General features: G+C 61.7%; 17 protein-coding genes. 11 read left to right on the forward strand and 6 right to left on the reverse strand.

All coding sequences use genetic code 11. From position 1 onward, the window contains the following. Window positions 1-177: 177 nt before the first annotated feature. Window positions 178-1,152: a serine/threonine protein kinase gene (locus H0Z09_RS24220; protein WP_076953267.1), complete on the forward strand. Its 975-nt coding sequence runs from the start codon at window positions 178-180 to the stop codon at window positions 1,150-1,152. A 169-nt stretch (window positions 1,153-1,321) separates the two neighbouring features. Then, window positions 1,322-2,206, forward strand: a complete 885-nt coding sequence (rarD, locus tag H0Z09_RS24225; RefSeq protein WP_076953266.1) for an EamA family transporter RarD — start codon at window positions 1,322-1,324, stop codon at window positions 2,204-2,206. A 111-nt stretch (window positions 2,207-2,317) separates the two neighbouring features. Here rarD and H0Z09_RS24230 read toward each other — a convergent pair whose 3' ends face one another. Next, window positions 2,318-2,830 (reverse strand): ACT domain-containing protein, encoded by a 513-nt coding sequence (locus H0Z09_RS24230; RefSeq protein ID WP_186694053.1) that lies wholly within the window; start codon window positions 2,828-2,830, stop codon window positions 2,318-2,320. 267 nt (window positions 2,831-3,097) lie between these two features. Between H0Z09_RS24230 and H0Z09_RS24235 the strand changes: the two genes are divergently transcribed. Then, on the forward strand, window positions 3,098-5,275 hold the full coding sequence (locus tag H0Z09_RS24235; RefSeq protein ID WP_186694055.1) for a malate synthase G: 2,178 nt from the start codon (window positions 3,098-3,100) through the stop codon (window positions 5,273-5,275). Between the two features lie 100 nt (window positions 5,276-5,375). On the opposite strand, the gene H0Z09_RS24240 is transcribed toward H0Z09_RS24235, so the two are convergent. Beyond that, the gene (locus H0Z09_RS24240) at window positions 5,376-5,822 is read right to left on the reverse strand and encodes a response regulator (RefSeq protein ID WP_186694057.1); all 447 of its coding nucleotides are present in this window, start codon (window positions 5,820-5,822) and stop codon (window positions 5,376-5,378) included. A 245-nt stretch (window positions 5,823-6,067) separates the two neighbouring features. Between H0Z09_RS24240 and H0Z09_RS24245 the strand changes: the two genes are divergently transcribed. The 8 genes from H0Z09_RS24245 (at window position 6,068) to H0Z09_RS24280 (ending at window position 15,051) form a co-directional block, all read left to right on the forward strand. Continuing rightward, complete coding sequence (locus H0Z09_RS24245; protein WP_186694066.1) at window positions 6,068-7,996, forward strand: putative nucleotidyltransferase substrate binding domain-containing protein; 1,929 nt, start codon at window positions 6,068-6,070, stop codon at window positions 7,994-7,996. After that, window positions 7,993-8,700, forward strand: coding sequence for an exonuclease domain-containing protein (locus tag H0Z09_RS24250; protein WP_186694068.1), 708 nt, complete (start codon window positions 7,993-7,995; stop codon window positions 8,698-8,700). Before H0Z09_RS24245 ends, H0Z09_RS24250 begins: the two co-directional genes overlap by 4 nt. Before the next feature lie 100 nt (window positions 8,701-8,800). Further along, window positions 8,801-9,319, forward strand: a complete 519-nt coding sequence (locus tag H0Z09_RS24255; RefSeq protein WP_076953260.1) for an RNA polymerase sigma factor — start codon at window positions 8,801-8,803, stop codon at window positions 9,317-9,319. Then, entirely contained in the window at window positions 9,319-10,281 is a 963-nt protein-coding gene (locus tag H0Z09_RS24260; RefSeq protein ID WP_186694070.1) for a FecR family protein, read from the forward strand. The genes H0Z09_RS24255 and H0Z09_RS24260 overlap by 1 nt, the downstream gene beginning before the upstream one ends. Window positions 10,282-10,510: 229 nt before the next feature. Continuing rightward, window positions 10,511-12,943, forward strand: coding sequence for a TonB-dependent siderophore receptor (locus H0Z09_RS24265; protein WP_186694072.1), 2,433 nt, complete (start codon window positions 10,511-10,513; stop codon window positions 12,941-12,943). Window positions 12,944-12,953: 10 nt separating this feature from the next. Further along, window positions 12,954-14,057, forward strand: coding sequence for a PepSY-associated TM helix domain-containing protein (locus tag H0Z09_RS24270; RefSeq protein WP_186694075.1), 1,104 nt, complete (start codon window positions 12,954-12,956; stop codon window positions 14,055-14,057). Then, window positions 14,054-14,236 (forward strand): hypothetical protein, encoded by a 183-nt coding sequence (locus tag H0Z09_RS24275; RefSeq protein WP_186694077.1) that lies wholly within the window; start codon window positions 14,054-14,056, stop codon window positions 14,234-14,236. The genes H0Z09_RS24270 and H0Z09_RS24275 overlap by 4 nt, the downstream gene beginning before the upstream one ends. A 185-nt stretch (window positions 14,237-14,421) precedes the next feature. Next, entirely contained in the window at window positions 14,422-15,051 is a 630-nt protein-coding gene (locus H0Z09_RS24280; RefSeq protein WP_186694079.1) for a glutathione S-transferase, read from the forward strand. A gap of 192 nt (window positions 15,052-15,243) precedes the next feature. Here the strand turns inward: H0Z09_RS24280 and creD are convergent, their stop codons facing one another. From creD to H0Z09_RS24300, 4 genes are read right to left on the reverse strand one after another with little or no spacing between them, the layout of a single operon-like run. Beyond that, window positions 15,244-16,617, reverse strand: coding sequence for a cell envelope integrity protein CreD (creD, locus tag H0Z09_RS24285; protein WP_186694081.1), 1,374 nt, complete (start codon window positions 16,615-16,617; stop codon window positions 15,244-15,246). A 51-nt stretch (window positions 16,618-16,668) separates the two neighbouring features. Next, on the reverse strand, window positions 16,669-18,108 hold the full coding sequence (gene creC, locus H0Z09_RS24290) for a two-component system sensor histidine kinase CreC (protein ID WP_186694083.1): 1,440 nt from the start codon (window positions 18,106-18,108) through the stop codon (window positions 16,669-16,671). Continuing rightward, window positions 18,108-18,776, reverse strand: a complete 669-nt coding sequence (gene creB, locus H0Z09_RS24295; protein ID WP_186694085.1) for a two-component system response regulator CreB — start codon at window positions 18,774-18,776, stop codon at window positions 18,108-18,110. The genes creC and creB overlap by 1 nt, the downstream gene beginning before the upstream one ends. Before the next feature lie 9 nt (window positions 18,777-18,785). Next, window positions 18,786-19,286: an ATP-dependent zinc protease gene (locus H0Z09_RS24300; RefSeq protein WP_186694087.1), complete on the reverse strand. Its 501-nt coding sequence runs from the start codon at window positions 19,284-19,286 to the stop codon at window positions 18,786-18,788. Window positions 19,287-19,436: the final 150 nt, after the last annotated feature.

Below are 19,436 nucleotides of genomic sequence, written 5' to 3' on the forward strand. Positions count from 1 at the left end.
CTTTAAGCACTCCGGGCATTCAGCTTGCCACTCACCGCTCTCACCCACAGTCTAATCCTTGCCCAAGACACAAGCGGGCTTGCTCGCGAAGGCGTCCGCACAGCCACCACCTATCTGCGCCTTGGTGCGTTACCATACCGGGCCGGACGCGGCGACCTGCTGCGCGCAGGAGTTCGCATGGCCCATCCGTTTGAAACGCTCACCCCCGACCTGGTGCTCGACGCTGTCGAAAGTATCGGCTTCCTCAGCGATGCTCGCATCCTGGCGCTCAACAGCTACGAAAACCGCGTCTACCAAGTGGGCATCGAAGACGCCGAGCCGCTGATCGCCAAGTTCTATCGCCCGCAACGTTGGACCAACGAAGCGATCCTCGAAGAACACCGCTTCACCTTCGAACTGGCTGAATGCGAAGTGCCGGTGGTGGCGCCGCTCATCCACAACGGCGCGAGCCTGTTCGAACACGCCGGTTTCCGCTTCACCTTGTTTCCCCGCCGTGGTGGCCGTGCGCCGGAGCCGGGCAACCTCGATCAGCTTTACCGTCTTGGGCAATTGCTGGGCCGTTTGCATGCGGTGGGTTCGACCCGCCCGTTCGAACACCGCGAAGCCTTGGGGGTGAAGAACTTCGGTCATGACTCCCTCACCACCCTGCTGGAAGGCAACTTCATTCCCAAGAGCCTGCTGCCGGCCTACGAGTCCGTGGCCCGCGACCTGCTCAAGCGTGTGGAAGAGGTGTACAAGGCCACGCCGCACAAGAACATCCGCATGCACGGCGACTGCCACCCCGGCAACATGATGTGCCGCGACGAAATGTTTCATATCGTCGACCTGGATGACTGCCGCATGGGCCCGGCGGTGCAGGACTTGTGGATGATGCTCGCCGGAGACCGTCAGGAATGCCTGGGCCAGTTGTCGGAATTGATGGATGGCTACCAGGAATTCCACGACTTCGATCCACGTGAATTGGCGCTGATCGAACCGCTGCGCGCCCTGCGCCTGATGCACTACAGCGCCTGGCTGGCCCGACGCTGGGATGACCCGGCGTTCCCTCACAGCTTCCCGTGGTTTGGCAGCGAACGTTATTGGGGCGATCAGGTGCTGGCGTTGCGCGAGCAACTGTCGGCGCTGAATGAAGAGCCGCTGAAACTCTTCTGACTGCTTTTCTGTGGGAGCCGGCTTGCCCGCGATAGCATCACCTCGGTATGCCTGCACAACCGAGGCGCCTGCATCGCGGGCAAGCCCGGCTCCCACAGAAAGCAGATCCCATTGGTCGCCAAATATCCTTACAATCGCGCTTTGTTAGCTGCCTAAGCAAGGATTCCGCATGCAAGCCGCCAACCCCCGCAAGGGTTACATCCTGGGCCTGAGCGCCTATGTCATCTGGGGCCTGTTCCCGCTTTACTTCAAAGCCATCGCCAGCGTACCCGCCGCCGAAATCATCGTGCATCGGGTGCTCTGGTCGGCGCTGTTCGGCGGTTTGCTGCTGATGGTCTGGAAACACCCCGGCTGGTTCCGCGAGTTGCGCGACAACCCCAAGCGCCTGGCGATCCTGGCCCTCAGCGGTTCGTTGATCGCGGCTAACTGGTTGACCTATGTCTGGTCGGTAAACACCGGACGCATGCTGGAAGCGAGCCTGGGTTACTACATCAATCCACTGGTCAACGTCCTGCTGGGCATGCTGCTGCTCGGCGAGCGCCTGCGCCGCCTGCAATGGGTAGCCGTCGGGTTGGCCGCGGTGGGTGTGGCGCAACAAGTGTGGCAAGTGGGCAGCTTGCCATGGGTGTCGCTGGTGCTGGCGCTGACCTTTGGCTTCTATGGGCTGATCCGTAAACAGGCGCCGGTGAAAGCCCTGCCGGGGCTGGTGGTGGAAACCTGGATGCTGGTGCCGATTGCCGTGGCCTGGTTGCTGTTCAACCCGACGGCGCATAGCGCACAGCTGGAATTCTGGAGTACCTCCGAGGCTTGGTGGTTGGTAGCCGCAGGCCCGGTGACGCTGATCCCTCTGGTGTGTTTCAACGCTGCCGCGCGGCATTTGCCCTACACCGCACTGGGCTTCTTGCAGTACGTAGCGCCCACCCTGGTGCTGCTGGAAGCCGTGCTGCTGTTCGGCGAACACCTGGCGCCAAGCACGCTGACCGCCTTCGCCTTTATCTGGGCGGGCTTGGTGGTGTACAGCGTGGATATCTGGTTGAGCGTGCGCAAACGCTGATCAAAAAATGCTCAGAGCTCTGCAAGCCTCTGTCTAAATGGCTTGCAGACATCCACCCCAAGGTTATCCACAGGCCCATGCAAGATTTGCATGCATAACCGGGTAGGTGGGTTATTCCTCGTTGCGCAGTTCCACCATCAAGTCGTCCGCCAGGGTTTCCAGGGATTGCTGCAAGTCATCCAGGGATAATGTCGACGGCACCTGCAGCAAAGCTTCGGCGCTGAACAGCGGATCGCCGCTCATCGGCGCCGGACGTACATCGGTACTCAAACGCTCCAGGTTGACGCCCTGCTTGCTTAACAGCGCAGTGATCTCGCGCACGATGCCGGCGCGGTCGTTGCCTACCAGTGTCATCACGATCGACTTGGACGCGGAGGCCTGGCCGCTGCTGCCCTCACCCACCAGCACGCGAATGCCGTGTGTGGATAAATCCTCCAGCGCACCCACCAACGCCTGACGGTTCTCGGCAGGCACACTGACACGCAGGATCCCGGCAAACTGCCCGGCCATATGCGCCATTCGGCTTTCCAGCCAGTTGCCACCGTGGGCGGCAATGTTCTGCGCGATGCGTTCAACCAGGCCGGGTTTGTCGGCGGCGATAATTGTGAGTACAAGATGGTCCATGGCGTTGCCCTCTGGAATTCAATCTACAAGGTGGACGCAGGCGCCCTCGAAAACAAATCGTGTACCATTTTTATATTTATCTGGAACAATCCAATAGTTTTTTGAGAACATCCGGTTCTCCGCTGTGACCGTACGACCAAAGTGGGTCGCTAAACGACGTATTTAGTCTAATTTTCACAACCGCAAGTCATGATGTAGTATGCCAACCCGTGCACTACATAATGAAAATCCGAAACAGCGCATAAGCTCCGCAGAGTGAGGCAAGAGATGACTGAACACGTTCAAGTCGGTGGCCTGCAGGTCGCCAAAGTCCTGTTCGACTTCGTGAACAACGAAGCCATTCCCGGCACCGGCATCACCGCCGAGCAGTTCTGGGCCGGCGCCGACAAGGTCATCCACGACCTGGCCCCGAAGAACAAAGCCCTGCTCGCCAAACGCGACGCCTTCCAAGCGCGGATCGACACCTGGCACCAGACTCACGCAGGCAAGGCTCACGACCCGGTGGCCTACAAGGCCTTCCTGCAAGACATTGGCTACCTGCTGCCGCAAGCCCCGGACTTTGAGGCCACGACCCAAAACGTCGACGACGAAATCGCGCGCATGGCCGGCCCCCAGTTGGTGGTACCGGTCATGAACGCCCGTTTCGCCCTCAACGCCTCGAATGCGCGCTGGGGTTCGCTGTATGACGCGCTGTACGGCACCGACGCCATCAGCGAAGCCGACGGCGCCGAGAAGGGCCAGGGCTATAACAAGGTACGCGGCGACAAGGTCATCGCCTTCGCCCGTGCGTTTCTCGACGAAGCCGCGCCGCTCAGCGCCGGCAGCCACGTCGAGTCGACCGGCTACAAGGTCGTCGATGGCAAGCTGATCGTCAGCCTGAAGGGCGGCAGCAACAGCGGCCTGCGCGACGACGCCCAGTTCATCGGTTTCCAGGGCCCCGCGGCCGAGCCGATTGCGATCCTGCTCAAACACAACGGCTTGCACTTCGAAATCCAGATCGACGCCAGCACCCCGGTCGGCCAGACCGACGCCGCCGGCATCAAGGATGTGCTGATGGAAGCCGCGCTGACCACCATCATGGACTGCGAAGACTCCGTCGCCGCCGTCGATGCCGACGACAAAGTGGTGATCTACCGCAACTGGCTCGGCCTGATGAAGGGCGACCTGGCTGAAGAAGTGGCCAAGGGCGGCAAGACCTTCACCCGCACCATGAACGCCGACCGCGTTTACACCGGTGTGGACGGCAACGACGTGACGCTGCACGGCCGTTCGCTGCTGTTCGTGCGTAACGTGGGTCACCTGATGACCATCGACGCGATCCTCGACAAAGACGGCAACGAAGTACCGGAAGGCATCCTCGACGGCCTGCTCACCAGCCTGGCGGCGATCCACAGCCTCAACGGCAACAACACGCGCAAGAACAGCCGCACCGGTTCCGTGTACATCGTGAAACCGAAGATGCACGGCCCGGAAGAAGTGGCGTTCACCAACGAGCTGTTCGGCCGCATCGAAGACGTGCTGAACCTGCCGCGCAACACGCTGAAAGTCGGGATCATGGACGAGGAGCGCCGCACCACGGTCAACCTCAAGGCGTGCATCAAGGCCGCCAGCGAGCGCGTGGTGTTTATCAACACCGGCTTCCTCGACCGTACCGGCGACGAGATCCACACCTCCATGGAAGCCGGCGCGATGGTGCGCAAGGCGGCGATGAAATCGGAGAAGTGGATTGGCGCCTACGAAAACTGGAACGTCGATATCGGCCTGAGCACCGGCCTGCAAGGTCGCGCGCAGATCGGTAAAGGCATGTGGGCAATGCCCGACCTGATGGCGTTGATGCTCGAGCAGAAAATCGCCCACCCCTTGGCCGGCGCCAACACCGCCTGGGTCCCCTCGCCAACGGCAGCGGCCCTGCATGCGTTGCACTATCACAAGGTGGATGTCTTCGCCCGCCAGGCCGAACTGGCCAAGCGCGAACGCGCCTCGGTGGACGACATCCTGACGATCCCCCTGGCCAGCAACACCGATTGGTCCGACGAAGAAATCCGCAACGAGCTGGACAACAACGCCCAGGGCATCCTCGGTTATGTGGTGCGCTGGATCGACCAGGGCGTCGGCTGTTCGAAAGTGCCGGACATCAACGATGTGGGACTGATGGAAGACCGCGCCACCCTGCGCATCTCCAGCCAGCACATTGCCAACTGGCTGCGTCACGGTGTCGTCACTCAAGCCCAGGTGATGGAAAGCCTCAAGCGCATGGCGCCGGTGGTGGACCGTCAGAATGCCGGTGATGCGTTGTATCGCCCGCTGGCGCCGGATTTCGACAGCAATATCGCATTCCAGGCGGCGGTGGAGTTGGTGATTGAAGGGACTAAACAGCCCAATGGGTATACCGAGCCGGTGTTGCATCGTCGGCGTCGGGAGTTCAAGGCTAAAAACAGCCTGTAAATGAAAAAGCCCTGATCGCAAGATCGGGGCTTTTTTTCGGGTGTTGTGGTGAATGGACTGACGCTTGCCCGCGAAGAGGCCGGCACAGTCATTCAAAAATTCAGGAATCCATCCCCAACTCCCGCTTCACCAACTTCGCCAACTTCACGCTATCAATGGGCTTGAGCAAAAAATCCACCACGCTCAAATGCATCGCATCGATCACATCCGGCGCTTCCGCGTCCCCGGACATGATGATGATCGGCAGCGCCGCGCGGGTAGATTCACGCACTTGTCTTATCAGTTCCAGACCATTGCTGGGCGCCATGCGCAGGTCGGTGATCAGCAGACCGATGGAGCTGCTGGACTTCAACAAATCCCACGCCGCCTCGCCACTGTCGGCGGTCATGCAGCGAATACCGTCCAGCCCCAGGATCTCCGCCAGCAGTTCACGCGCATCCTTGTCGTCGTCAACAATCAACACGCGTTGGGGCGGTAGATCTGGCTCCAGCATCACGGCGCTCAGCGCCTCGCGCTCGGCATCGCTCAAAATATCGTGGTCGGACATACGCTTCTCAACAGTTCTATTCAATCTCGCAGCACACTCGTCAGACATCTGCGCAAGGGCGATCAATGTGCACTTCGTCGGAAAGTTTGCCTAGTGGGCGTTATACGGGGTTCGGACGATAGTCGTGTAAGGTTTTTCCTTAGGTGCGTGCCTTTTGTATCGACCTAGACTTACGTCCAATGGGCACCCGCCGCGCGGGGGTCGACCATGAGGGACGATAACGACAAAAAAATGCGGCCACTGTTATGAGTAAAGCTGATGCCTTCGCCCAGGCGGGGAAAACTGCTGTGTTGCAAAACATCCACGGTACCCTGCAGTTTCTGCAGCGCTTCCCGCCCTTCAACCAGATGGAAAACGCCCACCTGGCGTTTCTGGTGGAACAGTGCCAGCTACGCTTCTATGGTCCCGGTGACAGCATCCTCAAGCCGTCGGGCGGGCCGGTTGAACACTTTTATATCGTCAAGCAAGGCCGGGTCGTCGGTGAGCGGCCCGGGTTGGAAGCCGCCGAAACCACCTTTGAAATCACCACCGGCGAATGCTTTCCCCTCGCGGCCCTGCTGGGTGAACGGGCGACGCGCACCGAGCACAAGGCCGCCGAAGACACCTTCTGCCTGCAGTTGAACAAACCGGCCTTTATCAAGCTGTTCGCGCTTTCCAGCCCGTTCCGCGACTTCGCCCTGCGCGGTGTCAGCAGCCTGCTGGACCAGGTCAATCAGCAAGTTCAGCAAAAAGCCGTGGAAACCCTCGGGACCCAGTATTCCCTGAACACACGTCTGGGCGAATTGGCCATGCGCCACCCGGTGACGTGCAGCCCGGCCACGCCGCTGCGCGAAGCGGTGACGCTGATGCATGAACAGCAGGTCGGCAGCATTGTGATTGTCGATGAGCACAAGGCGCCGCTGGGGATTTTCACCCTGCGCGACTTACGGCAAGTGGTGGCCGATGGCACCGACAACTTCAGCCAAGGCATCGAAGGTCATATGACCCAGGCGCCGTTCTTCCTGACACCGGACCACAGCGCCTTCGACGCCGCCATCGCCATGACCGAACGGCATATCGCCCATGTGTGCCTGGTCAAGGACCAGCGCCTGTGTGGCGTGGTGTCTGAACGCGATCTGTTTTCCCTGCAGCGTGTCGACCTGGTGCACCTGGCGCGTACCATCCGTAACGCGCCGCGGGTGGACAACCTGGTGGCGATACGCGGCGAGATCGGCCAACTGGTGGAGCGCATGCTGGCCCACGGTGCATCCTCCACCCAGATCACCCACATCATTACCCTGCTCAACGATCACACCGTGTGCCGGGTGATCGAATTGACCCTCGCCGAAAAAGGCGACCCCGGCGTGCCGTTCAGTTGGCTGTGCTTTGGCAGCGAAGGCCGCCGCGAGCAGACGCTGTACACCGACCAGGACAACGGCATTCTGTTTGACGCCAAGGATGCGGGCGAAGCAGAGGCGATACGTGGCCTGCTGTTGCCGCTGGCGCAGCAGATCAACCAGAGCCTGGCGCTGTGCGGGTTCAGCCTGTGCAAGGGCGATATCATGGCCGGCAACCCGCAATTGTGTTTGTCGCGGGCTGAATGGGCGCGGCGGTTTGCGGCATTCATTCGTGAGGCGACGCCGGAGAATCTGCTGGGCTCCAGCATTTATTTCGACTTGCGCGTGGTGTGGGGCGATGAACGTGGCTGCGAACAACTGCGCCAGGGCATTCTCGACCAGATCGCGGATAACCGCTTGTTCCAGCGCATGCTGGCTGAGAACGCGTTGCGCCAGCGGCCGCCTGTAGGACGTTTCCGCGAGTTTGTGCTGACGCGTAAAGGCGGCGAAAAAGCCACTCTCGACCTGAAGGTGCAAGGCCTGACGCCTTTTGTCGACGGCGCGCGCCTGCTGGCCCTGGCCAACGGCGTCCACGCTAATAACACCCTGGAGCGCCTGCGCCAACTGGTGATCAAGGAAGTGATCGAGCCCTTGGACGGCGCCGCCTATGAAGAGGCCTACCACTTTATCCAGCAAACCCGCATGCAGCAGCACCAGCTGCAAACCCGCGAGAACCAGCCGTATTCCAATCGCGTTGACCCGGACAGCCTCAACCACTTGGACCGGCGCATCCTGCGTGAATCCCTGCGTCAGGCTCAACGCCTGCAAAGCAGCCTGACGTTGCGGTATCAGTTGTGAGCCTGTTCAGTTGGCTGCGTACGAAAAAGCCCGGGCTCGACAGCGCACAACTCAATCGCCTGGAGCAACTGCGCAAGCCCATCGCCCTGGGTGACGGCTGCTTGCGCGACCAGCGTTGGGTCGTGTTGGACCTGGAAACCAGCGGGCTGAACCTCAACCGTGACCAGGTGCTGTCCATTGGCGCGGTGGTGATCGAAGACGGCGCGGTGGATTTCTCCCAACTCTTCGAGCGCACCCTGCAACGCGCTGAAACCAAACTCAGCCCCAGCGTATTGATCCACGGCCTCGGCCCCAGTGCGATTGCGGCCGGCAGCGACCCGGTGGAGGCGCTGCTGGACTTCATGGAGTTCGTCGGCGACAGCCCGCTGCTCGCGTTTCACGCGCCATTCGATCAACACATGTTGTGCCGGGCGCTCAAGGACAGCCTGGGTTATCGCCTGACCCATACGTTTCTCGATGTTGCCGACATCGCCCCTCTGCTGTGTCCCGATGTGCCTTTGCGCGAGGCCGGGCTGGACGATTGGGTCAACCACTTCAACCTGCACGTGGGCGAGCGCCATCACGCCAGCGCCGATGCCCTGGCCACCGCGGAACTGATGCTGATCCTGTTGAGCCGCGCGCGCCAGCAGCACATCGACTCGCCACAGGCGCTGCAAGAGCGTTTGAGCCAATGGAAACGGCGCAGACAGGCGCCATCGTTTTAACGTCATCTCCCGACAGACGCCAATTGCGCCCACTGCACGCCTCTGACACAATCGCGAATAATTCTCGTTAGTTTAAACCTCTTGTTTATTCGGTGATGCCTTGTCGTCGGTCCAGAACCCACACAGTGAGCTCGTTGGCGCGTTGTATCGCGATCATCGTGGCTGGCTATTGGCCTGGCTTCGGCGAAACGTAGCCTGCCCGAGTCGCGCCGAAGACTTGAGCCAGGACACCTTCATGCGCCTGCTGGGCCGTGACGAGTTACGCGAACCCCGCGAACCCCGGGCGTTTCTGGTGGCCATCGCCAAGGGCCTGTTGTTCGACTATTTCCGTCGCGCCGCCCTGGAACAGGCCTACCTCACCGAACTGATGCTGATCCCGGAAAGTGAACACCCTTCTCCTGAACAGCAACAGCTGATACTCGAAGACCTCAAGGCCATCGACCGCCTGCTCGGCAAGTTGTCGAGCAAGGCCCGCGCCGCCTTCCTCTACAACCGCCTCGATGGCATGGGCCATGCGCAGATCGCCCAGCATCTGGGCGTGTCCGTGCCGCGCGTGCGTCAATACCTGGCCCAGGGCATTCGCCAGTGCTATATCGCCCTGTATGGCGAGCCACAGTGATGATCAGTTCCAAGCCGGTCTCGGCCCGCGTACTGGATGCCGCGATTGCCTGGCAACTGTCCCTTGATTCGGGCGACGGCAGCCTGGTTGAGCGCGAAGAATTCGCCAAATGGCTCGCCAGCCATGAGGAGCATGCGCGCGCCTGGCGCCAACTGGGCATGCTCGACCAGCGTTTCAGCGCCGCTTCAGGCCCGGCGCGGGCGGCGCTGCTGCAGTCGCGCCAGGGTATTCGCCAGCGGATGCGCAAGCTGGGCAGCGGCCTGGCGAGCATCGCACTGGTCATTGGCCTGGCGTTGTTTGCCGGCGAGCGTTATGTGCCGATCCATTACTGGCTGGCCGACCAGCGCACCGCCACCGGCGAGCAGCGCACGCTGAAACTGGCGGACGGCACCCTGGTCAACCTCAACACCCACAGTGCAATCGACGTGCGCTTTGATGAAAAACGTCGACTGATCGTGTTACAGGAAGGCGAAATCCTGGTCGAAACCGGCCACAACGATACGCGCCCGTTCTACGTGCAGACCCGCGACGGCAGCCTGCGCGCGTTGGGCACGCGGTTTATCGTCAAGCGCGAAGACGACGCCACGCGCTTGAGCGTGCTGCAATCGGCCGTCGCCGCCCAGCCCGAGGCGCTGCACCAGGAACAGATCTTCAAGGCCGGCCAGCAAGTGCTGATGCGCAGCGACGGCCTCGGCCCTGCGCTTGCCGTCACCCCCGCCACCGATGCCTGGACCCGCGGCATGCTGGTGGTGGACAACGCCCGCCTGGGCGATGTGGTCGCGGAGCTCAGCCGCTACCGCACCGGTTACCTGGGTGTGGACAAGGCCGTGGCAGACCTGCGCATCACCGGCAGCTTCCCGCTGCACGACACCACCCTGGCGTTGAATGCGCTGCTGCCGACCCTGGCGGTGCAGATCGAGCAGCGCACGCCGTGGTGGGTGGTGGTCAAGGGCACGCCTTAGGTTTTGCGCTGCCTGAGCTACCGCTTTCGCGAGCAAGCCCGCTCCCACATTTGACCGCGTTTTTTCAGGTAGAACGCGGTCGAATGTGGGAGCGGGCTTGCTCGCGAAGAGGCCCTGAGGAAGACCTCAAATACCCAAGGGAGAAAATATTTTCACCCAGCCCTATCACTTTTCGATTCTCGTTCGGCACCTAGGCAATTGAGAAATATTTCCATTCAGGAGCCGCCCTATGTCCCGCACGCTAGACACCTTGTTGCGCCCCAGCCTGTTAGCCGTGGCCATTGCCCTCAGCGCACCGCTCGCCAGCCCATTGCTGATCGCCGCCGAGCAGGCGTCCAGCGTGCGTGCGTACAACCTGCCTGCAGCGCCCCTGGCCACCACCCTGAACCAGATCGCCAGCCAGGGCGGCCTGGCGCTGACCCTCAGCCCGGCGCTTGCCGCAGGCAAGACCTCGGCGCCGGTCCAGGGCCAGTTCGACGCGCCGGGCGCGCTGCGTGAAGCACTGCGTGGCACCGGCCTGCAACTGGAGCAGACCAGTGCGGGGACATATACCTTGGTGGCGGTCCCGGAGGGCGTGATGGCGCTGCCGGTGACCAACATCACCGGCCAGGACGGCAGCCAGGAAACCGCCTGGGGCCCGGTCCAAGGCTACCTGGCCACGCGCACCGCCGCCGGCACCAAGACCGACACCGCCCTGGTCGAAGCGCCGCGTTCGATCTCTGTCGCCACCCGCGCGCAGATGCAGGACCGCAACGTGCAGAACCTGGACGACGCGGTGAAATACATGCCGGGCATCGTGTCCGCCAGCTATGGCAGCGACACCCGCTACGACTGGATGCGCGTGCGCGGCTTCGAACCGACCCAGTTCCTCGATGGCCTGCCATTGCCACGCGGCGTGTACGCCAACCCGAAAGCCGAAACCTGGAACCTGGACCGCCTCGCCCTGCTGCGTGGCCCGGCTTCGTCGGTGTATGGCCAGACCCCGCCCGGCGGTCTGCTGGACATGGTCAGCCGCCGTCCCAGCGAAGAGTCCAGCCATGCCATCCAGGTGCAATACGGCAGCGACAACTACCGCCAGATCAACTTCGCCAGCACCGGCAAGATCGATGATGAAGGCCAGTTCCTATATGGCCTCAGCGGTGTGGTGCGGGATGCCGGCACCCAGGTCGATCACATTGACAACAAGCGCTACAACATTGCGCCGAGCCTGACTTGGAATATTGATCCGGATACAAAGCTGACCTTCCTCTCGCAATTCACCCGCGACGATACGGGCACTACCAGCCAATTCCTGCCGATTCAGGGGACCAAGATCAAATCGCCCTTGGGTGAAGTTTCCCACCACAAGAACTTAGGCGACCCGGATTACGAATACTACGACCGTACTTACTACGCGCTGGGTTATGCGTTTGAACATCGCTTCAACGATACCTGGCAGTTCAAGCAGAATCTTCGCTACACAAAGTCGGATCTGTCATTCCAGCAACTGACCGTGGGTTCCTTTGCGTTCTCCCCGGCTGATGCGGCGGGCAATATCAGCCGCTCGACCACTAACGTCGACGAGGACATCAGTCAGTTTGCGGTGGACAACAATTTCCAGGCTGACTTCGCGACTGGCGATATCATTCACACATTACTGCTTGGCCTTGATCACCAACGCACCGATACCTCCTATCGGGCGATATTCGGTACAGCGTCAGGCATCAACATCTTCAACCCGATCAACACCGCTCCGACTCTTCGCCCGACCAACGTCCGACCTTTCTACGACTACAACCAGAAAACCGTGCAAACCGGCCTCTACGTACAAGACCAGATGGCCCTCGACAACTGGCGCCTGACCTTGGGCGGACGTGAAGATTGGGTGCATCAGGGCACCACCTACTTCAACGACAGCGATGCGACCAACACTGACCGCATTAAACACTTCAGCGGCAATGCGGCGTTGAGCTATGTGTTCGACTCGGGCTTCGTACCGTACTTGTCCTACGCCGAATCATTCCAGCCGGCGAGCAACGCCGATACCAATGCCCTCACGACGTTCAAGCCGACGGAAGGCAAGCAATGGGAAATGGGGGTCAAGTACCAGCCGCCCGGCTCGAATACGCTGCTGAGCGCGGCGGTCTACGACTTGACCCAGAAAAATGTGCAGGTGACGACCATCGGCCCAGGCGGCCAGCAAATCAACAGCCAGACCGGCGAAGTGAAAGTCAAAGGACTGGAATTGGAAGCCGTGTCTGACGTCACCGACAACCTCAAGGTCATCGCCGCCTACACCTTGGCCAAGTCCGAGGTACAAAAAGGTATTCATAAGGGCAACCGCCTGCAACTGATGCCCAATCAGCAAGCCTCCCTGTGGACCGACTACACCTGGCACACCGGCCCGCTCGATGGTTTCGGCATCGGCTTCGGCGCCCGCTACACCGGCAATACTTATGGTGACCAGGCCAACACCTGGCTGGGCAAGGCCAATGCCTACACCGTGTTCGACGGCGCAGTGCATTACGACCTCGGTCGCCTGGACAACAGCCTGAAGGGCGCATCGGTCAAGTTGAACGCAACCAATCTGTTCAACAAGGACTACCTTTCTACCTGTGATGGCAACTACTGCTACTTCGGCGACCAACGCAGCGTAGTCGCCAGCGCCACCTACCAGTGGTAAGCGCTGGACGATGAAAAGCAAAACCATCCGCCGCTGGTCCTTCATCCACACCTGGACCAGCCTGATCTGCACGGTGTTCCTGCTGCTGCTCGCCCTCACCGGCCTGCCGCTGGTGTTTCACCACGAGATCGATCACCTGCTGGGAAACGAGCCTGAGCTGGCGCAAATGCCCGCCGATACGCCGCGGCTCAACCTGGAGCAACTGGTGGCCAGGGCCCAGGCCCATCGCCCCGGCGAAGCCATGCAGTACCTGGCCTGGGACGAAGACGATGCGAACGGTGTGATCGCGATCATGGCCGCCACCGCCGGCACCGAACCCAATTTGTCGCACACCTTCATGCTTGACGCGCGCACTGGTGATGCCGTGGAAACCCCGGCGGCCAACGGTGGGTTCACCTTGTTCCTGCTGCGCTTGCATGTGGACATGTTCGCCGGCCTGCCGGGCAAGTGGCTGCTGGCATTCATGGGGGGTCTGTTTGTAGTGGCGATGATCTCGGGCACGGTGCTGTACCTGCCGTTCATGCGTCGCTTGAAGTTCGCCACCGTACGCCACGACAAATCCACCCGCCTGCGCTGGCTCGACCTGCATAACCTGATCGGCGTGGTCACGCTGACCTGGGCGCTGGTGGTCGGCGTCACCGGCGTGATCAGTGCGTGCGCCGACCTGATCATCGCCGCCTGGCGCCAGGACAGCCTCAGCGCCATGATCGAACCCTACAAAAACGCGCCGCCACTGACCCAACGGGCGCCGGCCAGCGATTTGCTGACGATTGCCGCCAAGGCCGCGCCCGGCATGCTACCGGACTTCATCGCCTTCCCCGGCACGCGCTTTTCCAGTGAGCACCATTACGCCGTATTCATGAAGGGCAGCACCCAGCTTACCTCGCACTTGCTCACGCCGGTGCTGATCGATGCCAGCACGCTGGCGGTCACCGCCATCGGCGAACGGCCGTGGTACATGGACGCCATGGGCATGTCCCAGCCGCTGCACTTTGGCGACTACGGCGGCATGCCGATGAAAATCCTCTGGGCAGTGCTGGATGTGCTGACGATCATCGTGCTGGTGAGCGGGATTTATTTGTGGATCGTGCGGCGCAAGGCGGGCAAGGCATGAAGCCGCGCCAGTCGAGTTTCTGGAAGGTATTCGGCGTGCCGCTGGGCATTGGCCTGCTCAGCGCTGCGGGGTTGTTTGCGGCGCTGCTCGGGGATGGGGTGTGGGATTCGCTCAGTTGGGTGGGGCTAGGGGTGCCAGCGGTTATTGGCGTCCGGGGGCTGTTGAAGCGGCGTGGCTGAGGACGCTTTCGCGAGCAAGCCCGCTCCCACATTCGACAGCGTTTTTTCAGGGGGAACGCGGTCAAGTGTGGGAGCGGGCTTGCTCGCGAAGAGGCCCGCAAAAACACTGAGAATTTCCAGCCAAGCCCCTCGCCAGCCCCCCTGCAACGCACTAGGCTTGCCACTGCCCATCTTGAGGAATGCCCATGTCCGCGCCCAGCATGACCCTGTTCCACAACCCCGCTTCACCCTTCGTTCGCAAGGTTCGCGTGCTGCTGGCTGAAACCGGCCAGCAGGACCGCGTGACGCTGCACGGCTGCATGCCGACCCCGGTCAACCCGGATACGCAGCTGGTACAGGGCAACCCCGTGGGCAAGATCCCGGCCCTGCGCCTGGCCGACGGTACAGTGCTGCATGACAGCCGGGTGATCCTCGATTACTTCGACCACCAGCACGTCGGCAACCCGCTGATCCCCCGTGACGGCTCGGCCCGCTGGCGCCGCCTGACCCTGGCCTCGATGGCCGACGGCATCATGGACGCCGCCGTGCTGGTGCGCTACGAGACCGCCCTGCGTCCGGAGGAAAAGCACTGGGACCAATGGCTCGACGAGCAGCGCAACAAGATCCGCCGCGCCCTCGCGGAACTGGAAGCGCACGCCATCGCCGAATTGGCCAGCCACTTCGACATCGCCGCCATCAGCGTGGCCTGCGCCTTGGGTTATCTGGATTTCCGCCATCCGGACATGCACTGGCGGTCGGAAAATCCCAAGCTTGCCCAGTGGTACGCAGAGGTCAGCCAACGGCCTTCGATGCAGCAGACGCAGCCGCCGGTCTAACGTCCACCGCATTCCCCTGTGGGAGCGGGCTTGCTCGCGAATGCGGTGGATCAGTTATGCACCTATCGACTGACACACCGCCTTCGCGAGCAAGCCCGCTCCCACCAAGCCAGCTCCCACAGGGAACTGCGGTGGCGTGGTTGAGGAAGTCGACCATCCTCGCCTTCATCTGCTGATCCTCGCGCAACCCGATCATTGCACCGCCTCCAGGTCAAACTGCAGCGGCTCGGCCGTCTTGCCCTTGCCCACGCCATACCAATCCAGTTTGCGCGTCAGTACCATCACCGTGCCCAACAGTCCGAACAACAACAGCGAGCCCATCAGCAGCGCGTAGTCTTCGGCACTCAACAGGCCGTACAACAAGCCATACAGCGCCGCCAACCCCGCCGAAAAGCCCAGGCCGTGGGCAACGCTGCGCAGCACATGGCACACGTAGAAACCAATCAACAACACGCAGGCACTGGCCGAGATGAGGTAGGCCATGGCGAAGCCGATGTGCTCGGATAGCGACAACAGCAGAAGGTAAAAGAACGCCAACGCAAAACCCACCAAGGCGTATTGGATCGGGTGCACCGCCAGGCTCTTGAGCACTTCGAAGAGGAAGAAGCCGGCAAAGGTCAGGGCGATGAACAGCAGCGCGTATTTGATCGCACGCTCGCTCTTGAGGTACTGGTCCACCGGGTCGATGAAGTTCACGCCGAAGCTGCGGTTGTTGAAGTCGTCACAGCCCTGGCCGTCCAGGCAGGTTTGCAGGGCTTGCTCCAGGTTGGTGGAAAAGAATGAGGTCTGCCAGTTGGCGCTAAAGCCTTTGTCGGTAACCTCGCGTTGCGTCGGCAGGAAGTTGCCAATGAAGCTGGGGTGCGGCCAGTTGGAGGCGAGCGACACCTGGCTGGTCTTGCCCACCGGCACCACTTGCAGCTGCTCGGTGCCTTGCAGGCGCAGGTCAAAGGCAAACGCCACGGCGTTGGGTTTTTTGCTGTCCTGTTCCGGCAGCATCACGTGCACGCCCTCACCCAGCCAGTCCACCTGGGAGCTCGGTTCGAATTCCAATTGCTGGCCGCCGAGCTCAAGCTTCAATGCGTTTTCGATGCCACGGATATCGCTGATGCCCACCGCCAGGAACGCCGGTTCGAAGCGGTAATCGGCAAAGTTTTCGGTAATGCCCAACTGCGCCGGCAGTTCGAAACGCCCGCTGATGCGGTTGTCGGCATGGAACAGCCGCGCCTGGTAGATGCCCCGCGCGCGCAGCTCCGTTTGCACCTGGCCGTCCAGCTCGAAACGTTCCGGCAGGAAATACAGACGACCCCGTTCCTCACGGGTGACTTCGTAGCGCTTGTTGAGTTTTTCGTTGAACTTCCACTCGCGCACGGTCTTGCGATACGGCACCACCATCACCGGGCCGGTGAGGCGTTGGCTGTGACTGGAACTGCGGGCGATGTCTTCCAGCACGTTGTCGCGCGTGAACTGACGGTCGGCGATGATGCCGTTGATCATCAGCAGCGGAATCAGCAACAGCAGAATCAGCAGCGCAATCGCGCCAAGTTTGAAAAGCAGGCTGCGGTTCATGGGTCTCTCCCTGTTTTGATGGGGAGAGTCTGGGCAGCCCGTGTGGGGGTTTTATGTGGGCAATGTGGAGACTGTGTGGAGATGCAGCACCGCTTGCACGCCACCGGGCACGTTGCCGATCTGCAACGCGCCACCGTGCAGTTTCATCACTTCCTCGACAAAGTTGAGACCCAGCCCGGTACTTTTGCGCCCGCTGGCCGGGCGCGGCAGCGAATAGAAACGTTCGCTCAGGCGCGGCAACGCGTAGTCGGGAATCGGTGCGGCCTGGTTGAACAGGCTCACCTGCACATCGTTGTGGCGCACCTGCGCGCTGAACTTCAACCGGCCGCCGGGCGGAGTGAAGTCCAGGGCGTTGTCCAGCAGGTTGCCCAAGGCCTGACGCAGCAGGAAGGGTTCGCCATACACCTTCACACCCGCCGCAATCGTCTGCTCGACCTGCAAGCCGGCGCCCTCGATGCGTGCGCATTGAGCCTTGAGCACTTCATCGACCATGGCCGCCAACGGGATACTGGCCTGCTCCTCCAGCCCCTGGCGTTGCTCGACCTGCGCCAGGTTCAGCAGGCGCTCGATCAACTGCTGCAGGCGCGCGCTCTCGCTGTCGATGTTGCCGACAAAGCGCTGCTGTTGTTCGCGGCTCATGTCGCCCTGCAGCAGCTCCGCCGCGCCGCGTATCGCGGCCAACGGGCTTTTCAGTTCGTGGGTCAGGGTGTGCACGTAACGCTCGACGTAGGCTTTGCCTTCCAACTGCGTGCGCATGTGTTCCACGGCGGTGGACAACTGCTTGAGCTCGCCGCCCCGGTAATACGGCAGCTCGGCGCGCCGACCTTCGCTGACCGCCTCGGCGTACGCCGTCAACCGGCGTAGCGCAACGCTCAGCCACCAGGACAGCAGCGCGCCGAGCAACAGGCCGAGAATCACCAGGCCGGCGCCGTACCACAGCAGGCGGCGCTCGGTGCGGTCGACATAGGGCTGCAACGAGCTGTTCGGCTTGGCCACGGTGACCACGCCGATGATCTGCCCGTTGTCGCGGATCGGCGCGCCCACGTGCATCACCGACGAGGAGGGATCATCCAGTTCGTTGCGCGAAGAACGCGCGCCGTACTCACCGCGCAGGGTCAGGTACACGTCGTTCCACTTGGAATAATCCTGCCCCACCGCCGTGCCCGTGGAGTCGAGCAATACGGTGCCCTTGGCGTCGGTGACATAGATACGGTGGTTGACCTGGTTCTTCGGCAGCCCCCAGATAGTCGCCCCCGGCTGACGATTGCCGTAAGCCTTGAGCAGCTCCGGCCAGTGGCTCTGGCCGAGCGTGCCGTTTTTGACGTCGTCGCGCAGGATCTCGGCCAGCAGGTTGGCGGTGTCCACCAGGGTTTCTTCGGTGGACTGGCGCACGCCGGGGCGGATTTCCTTCATCACGGTGCTGAGCACAAAGTAGCCGGTGAGGCCGATAAACAGCGCATACACCAGGAAAATCCGCAGCCCCAGGCGCATCAGCTGTGGCTCGGGCTGTAGCTGTAGCCGAGGCCGCGATGGGTCTGGATCGGCTCGGCGTCGGCGGCCACGTTGCGCAATTTGCCGCGCAGGCTTTTGATATGGCTGTCGATATTGCGCTCATAGCCGGCATCGGCCGGCACACCGACCGCATCCAGCAGTTGCTCGCGGCTGAACACGCGTTCGGGTTGCTCCAGCAGGCTTTGCAGCAGGCGGAACTCATGACGCGTGAGGCTCAACGGCTGGCCGCGATAAGTAATCTGCATGCGTTCCAGGTCGACCTGGAACACGATGGGCGCAGCACTTGGGCCAATTCGTTTGAGGATCGCCCTGACCCGCGCGGTGACTTCCCGGGGGCTGAAGGGCTTGACCACGTAATCGTCGGCGCCGATCTCCAGGCCCACCACACGGTCGATCTCGCCATCGCGCGCGCTGAGGAACATCACCGGCACTTCGCTGAACCGGCGCAGTTGCTTGCAGGTTTCAAAGCCCGTGATGTCCGGCAAGCCGATGTCGAGGATGATCAGGTCGGCCGGGGTCTGGCGCTGATGCTCCAGCGCCGCCTGGCCGAGTGTCAGCCAAGTGGTGGTAAAGCCCTCGCCTTGCAGGGCGAATATCAGCGTGTCGGCTATCGCCGCTTCGTCTTCGACAATCAGGATATGCGGCATGTGGGTCCGTCAGCAGTCCGGTTTGTCGGCAGTGTAGCGACGGGCCGGGTTTACCGCAGCGTCGAATTCACGCAGGGCCTTGGCGCCAATCAGTAACGGGTAGTTGAAGCTGCTGCGGTCGGTGAGGTTGACCTCGACGGTGCGCTTGACCTTGCCCAGGCACATTTCCAGGTCGATGACCGGGCGCTTGGCCACGCTGGCCTCGTCCTTGTCGTCGTCCTCGTCGGCGCGGCTCTTGATCTTGCTGATGCGCGAGACCTTGTGTTCGTAGACTTTGTCGGTAGCGCCCTTGCCGCCGAGGCGGAAACGCACCCAGTCGTCGCCGTCACGGGTGAAGGTTTCGATGTCGCGGGCCGACAGCGAAGCCGTCAATGCGCCGGTGTCCATCTTGGCCTTGAAGGTTTCGCCGATCTCCGGCAACTGGATGTATTCGTAGCGACCGTAAAGGGTCGGTTCGGCGGCCATGACGGGCAAGGCAACCAGGGCGAGCGAGGCAAATAGCAGTTTCACGACGTGATTTCCTCGAAAAGAAGTAGGCGGATTCTAGACCGCAAACACAGCGCTTAGTTAGCTCACACCAGCATAAACGGCACATTGTGAAACATTCGTCCGGCGAATCGGGATTTGGCCTCTGGACTCAAGCTGCTTATCATGACCCGC

The organism is Pseudomonas sp. SWRI18 (assembly GCF_014268345.1).
Lineage (GTDB): Bacteria > Pseudomonadota > Gammaproteobacteria > Pseudomonadales > Pseudomonadaceae > Aquipseudomonas > Aquipseudomonas cedrina.

What these genes read in the sequence shown, in the direction of transcription:
- H0Z09_RS24220 (WP_076953267.1), top strand. Translation starts at nt 178, where the DNA reads ATGGCCCATCCGTTTGAAACGCTCACCCCCGACCTGGTGCTCGACGCT.
- rarD (WP_076953266.1), top strand. Translation starts at nt 1,322, where the DNA reads ATGCAAGCCGCCAACCCCCGCAAGGGTTACATCCTGGGCCTGAGCGCC.
- H0Z09_RS24230 (WP_186694053.1), bottom strand. Translation starts at nt 2,830, where the DNA reads ATGGACCATCTTGTACTCACAATTATCGCCGCCGACAAACCCGGCCTG.
- H0Z09_RS24235 (WP_186694055.1), top strand. Translation starts at nt 3,098, where the DNA reads ATGACTGAACACGTTCAAGTCGGTGGCCTGCAGGTCGCCAAAGTCCTG.
- H0Z09_RS24240 (WP_186694057.1), bottom strand. Translation starts at nt 5,822, where the DNA reads ATGTCCGACCACGATATTTTGAGCGATGCCGAGCGCGAGGCGCTGAGC.
- H0Z09_RS24245 (WP_186694066.1), top strand. Translation starts at nt 6,068, where the DNA reads ATGAGTAAAGCTGATGCCTTCGCCCAGGCGGGGAAAACTGCTGTGTTG.
- H0Z09_RS24260 (WP_186694070.1), top strand. Translation starts at nt 9,319, where the DNA reads ATGATCAGTTCCAAGCCGGTCTCGGCCCGCGTACTGGATGCCGCGATT.
- H0Z09_RS24265 (WP_186694072.1), top strand. Translation starts at nt 10,511, where the DNA reads ATGTCCCGCACGCTAGACACCTTGTTGCGCCCCAGCCTGTTAGCCGTG.
- H0Z09_RS24270 (WP_186694075.1), top strand. Translation starts at nt 12,954, where the DNA reads ATGAAAAGCAAAACCATCCGCCGCTGGTCCTTCATCCACACCTGGACC.
- H0Z09_RS24275 (WP_186694077.1), top strand. Translation starts at nt 14,054, where the DNA reads ATGAAGCCGCGCCAGTCGAGTTTCTGGAAGGTATTCGGCGTGCCGCTG.
- H0Z09_RS24280 (WP_186694079.1), top strand. Translation starts at nt 14,422, where the DNA reads ATGTCCGCGCCCAGCATGACCCTGTTCCACAACCCCGCTTCACCCTTC.
- creD (WP_186694081.1), bottom strand. Translation starts at nt 16,617, where the DNA reads ATGAACCGCAGCCTGCTTTTCAAACTTGGCGCGATTGCGCTGCTGATT.
- creC (WP_186694083.1), bottom strand. Translation starts at nt 18,108, where the DNA reads ATGCGCCTGGGGCTGCGGATTTTCCTGGTGTATGCGCTGTTTATCGGC.
- creB (WP_186694085.1), bottom strand. Translation starts at nt 18,776, where the DNA reads ATGCCGCATATCCTGATTGTCGAAGACGAAGCGGCGATAGCCGACACG.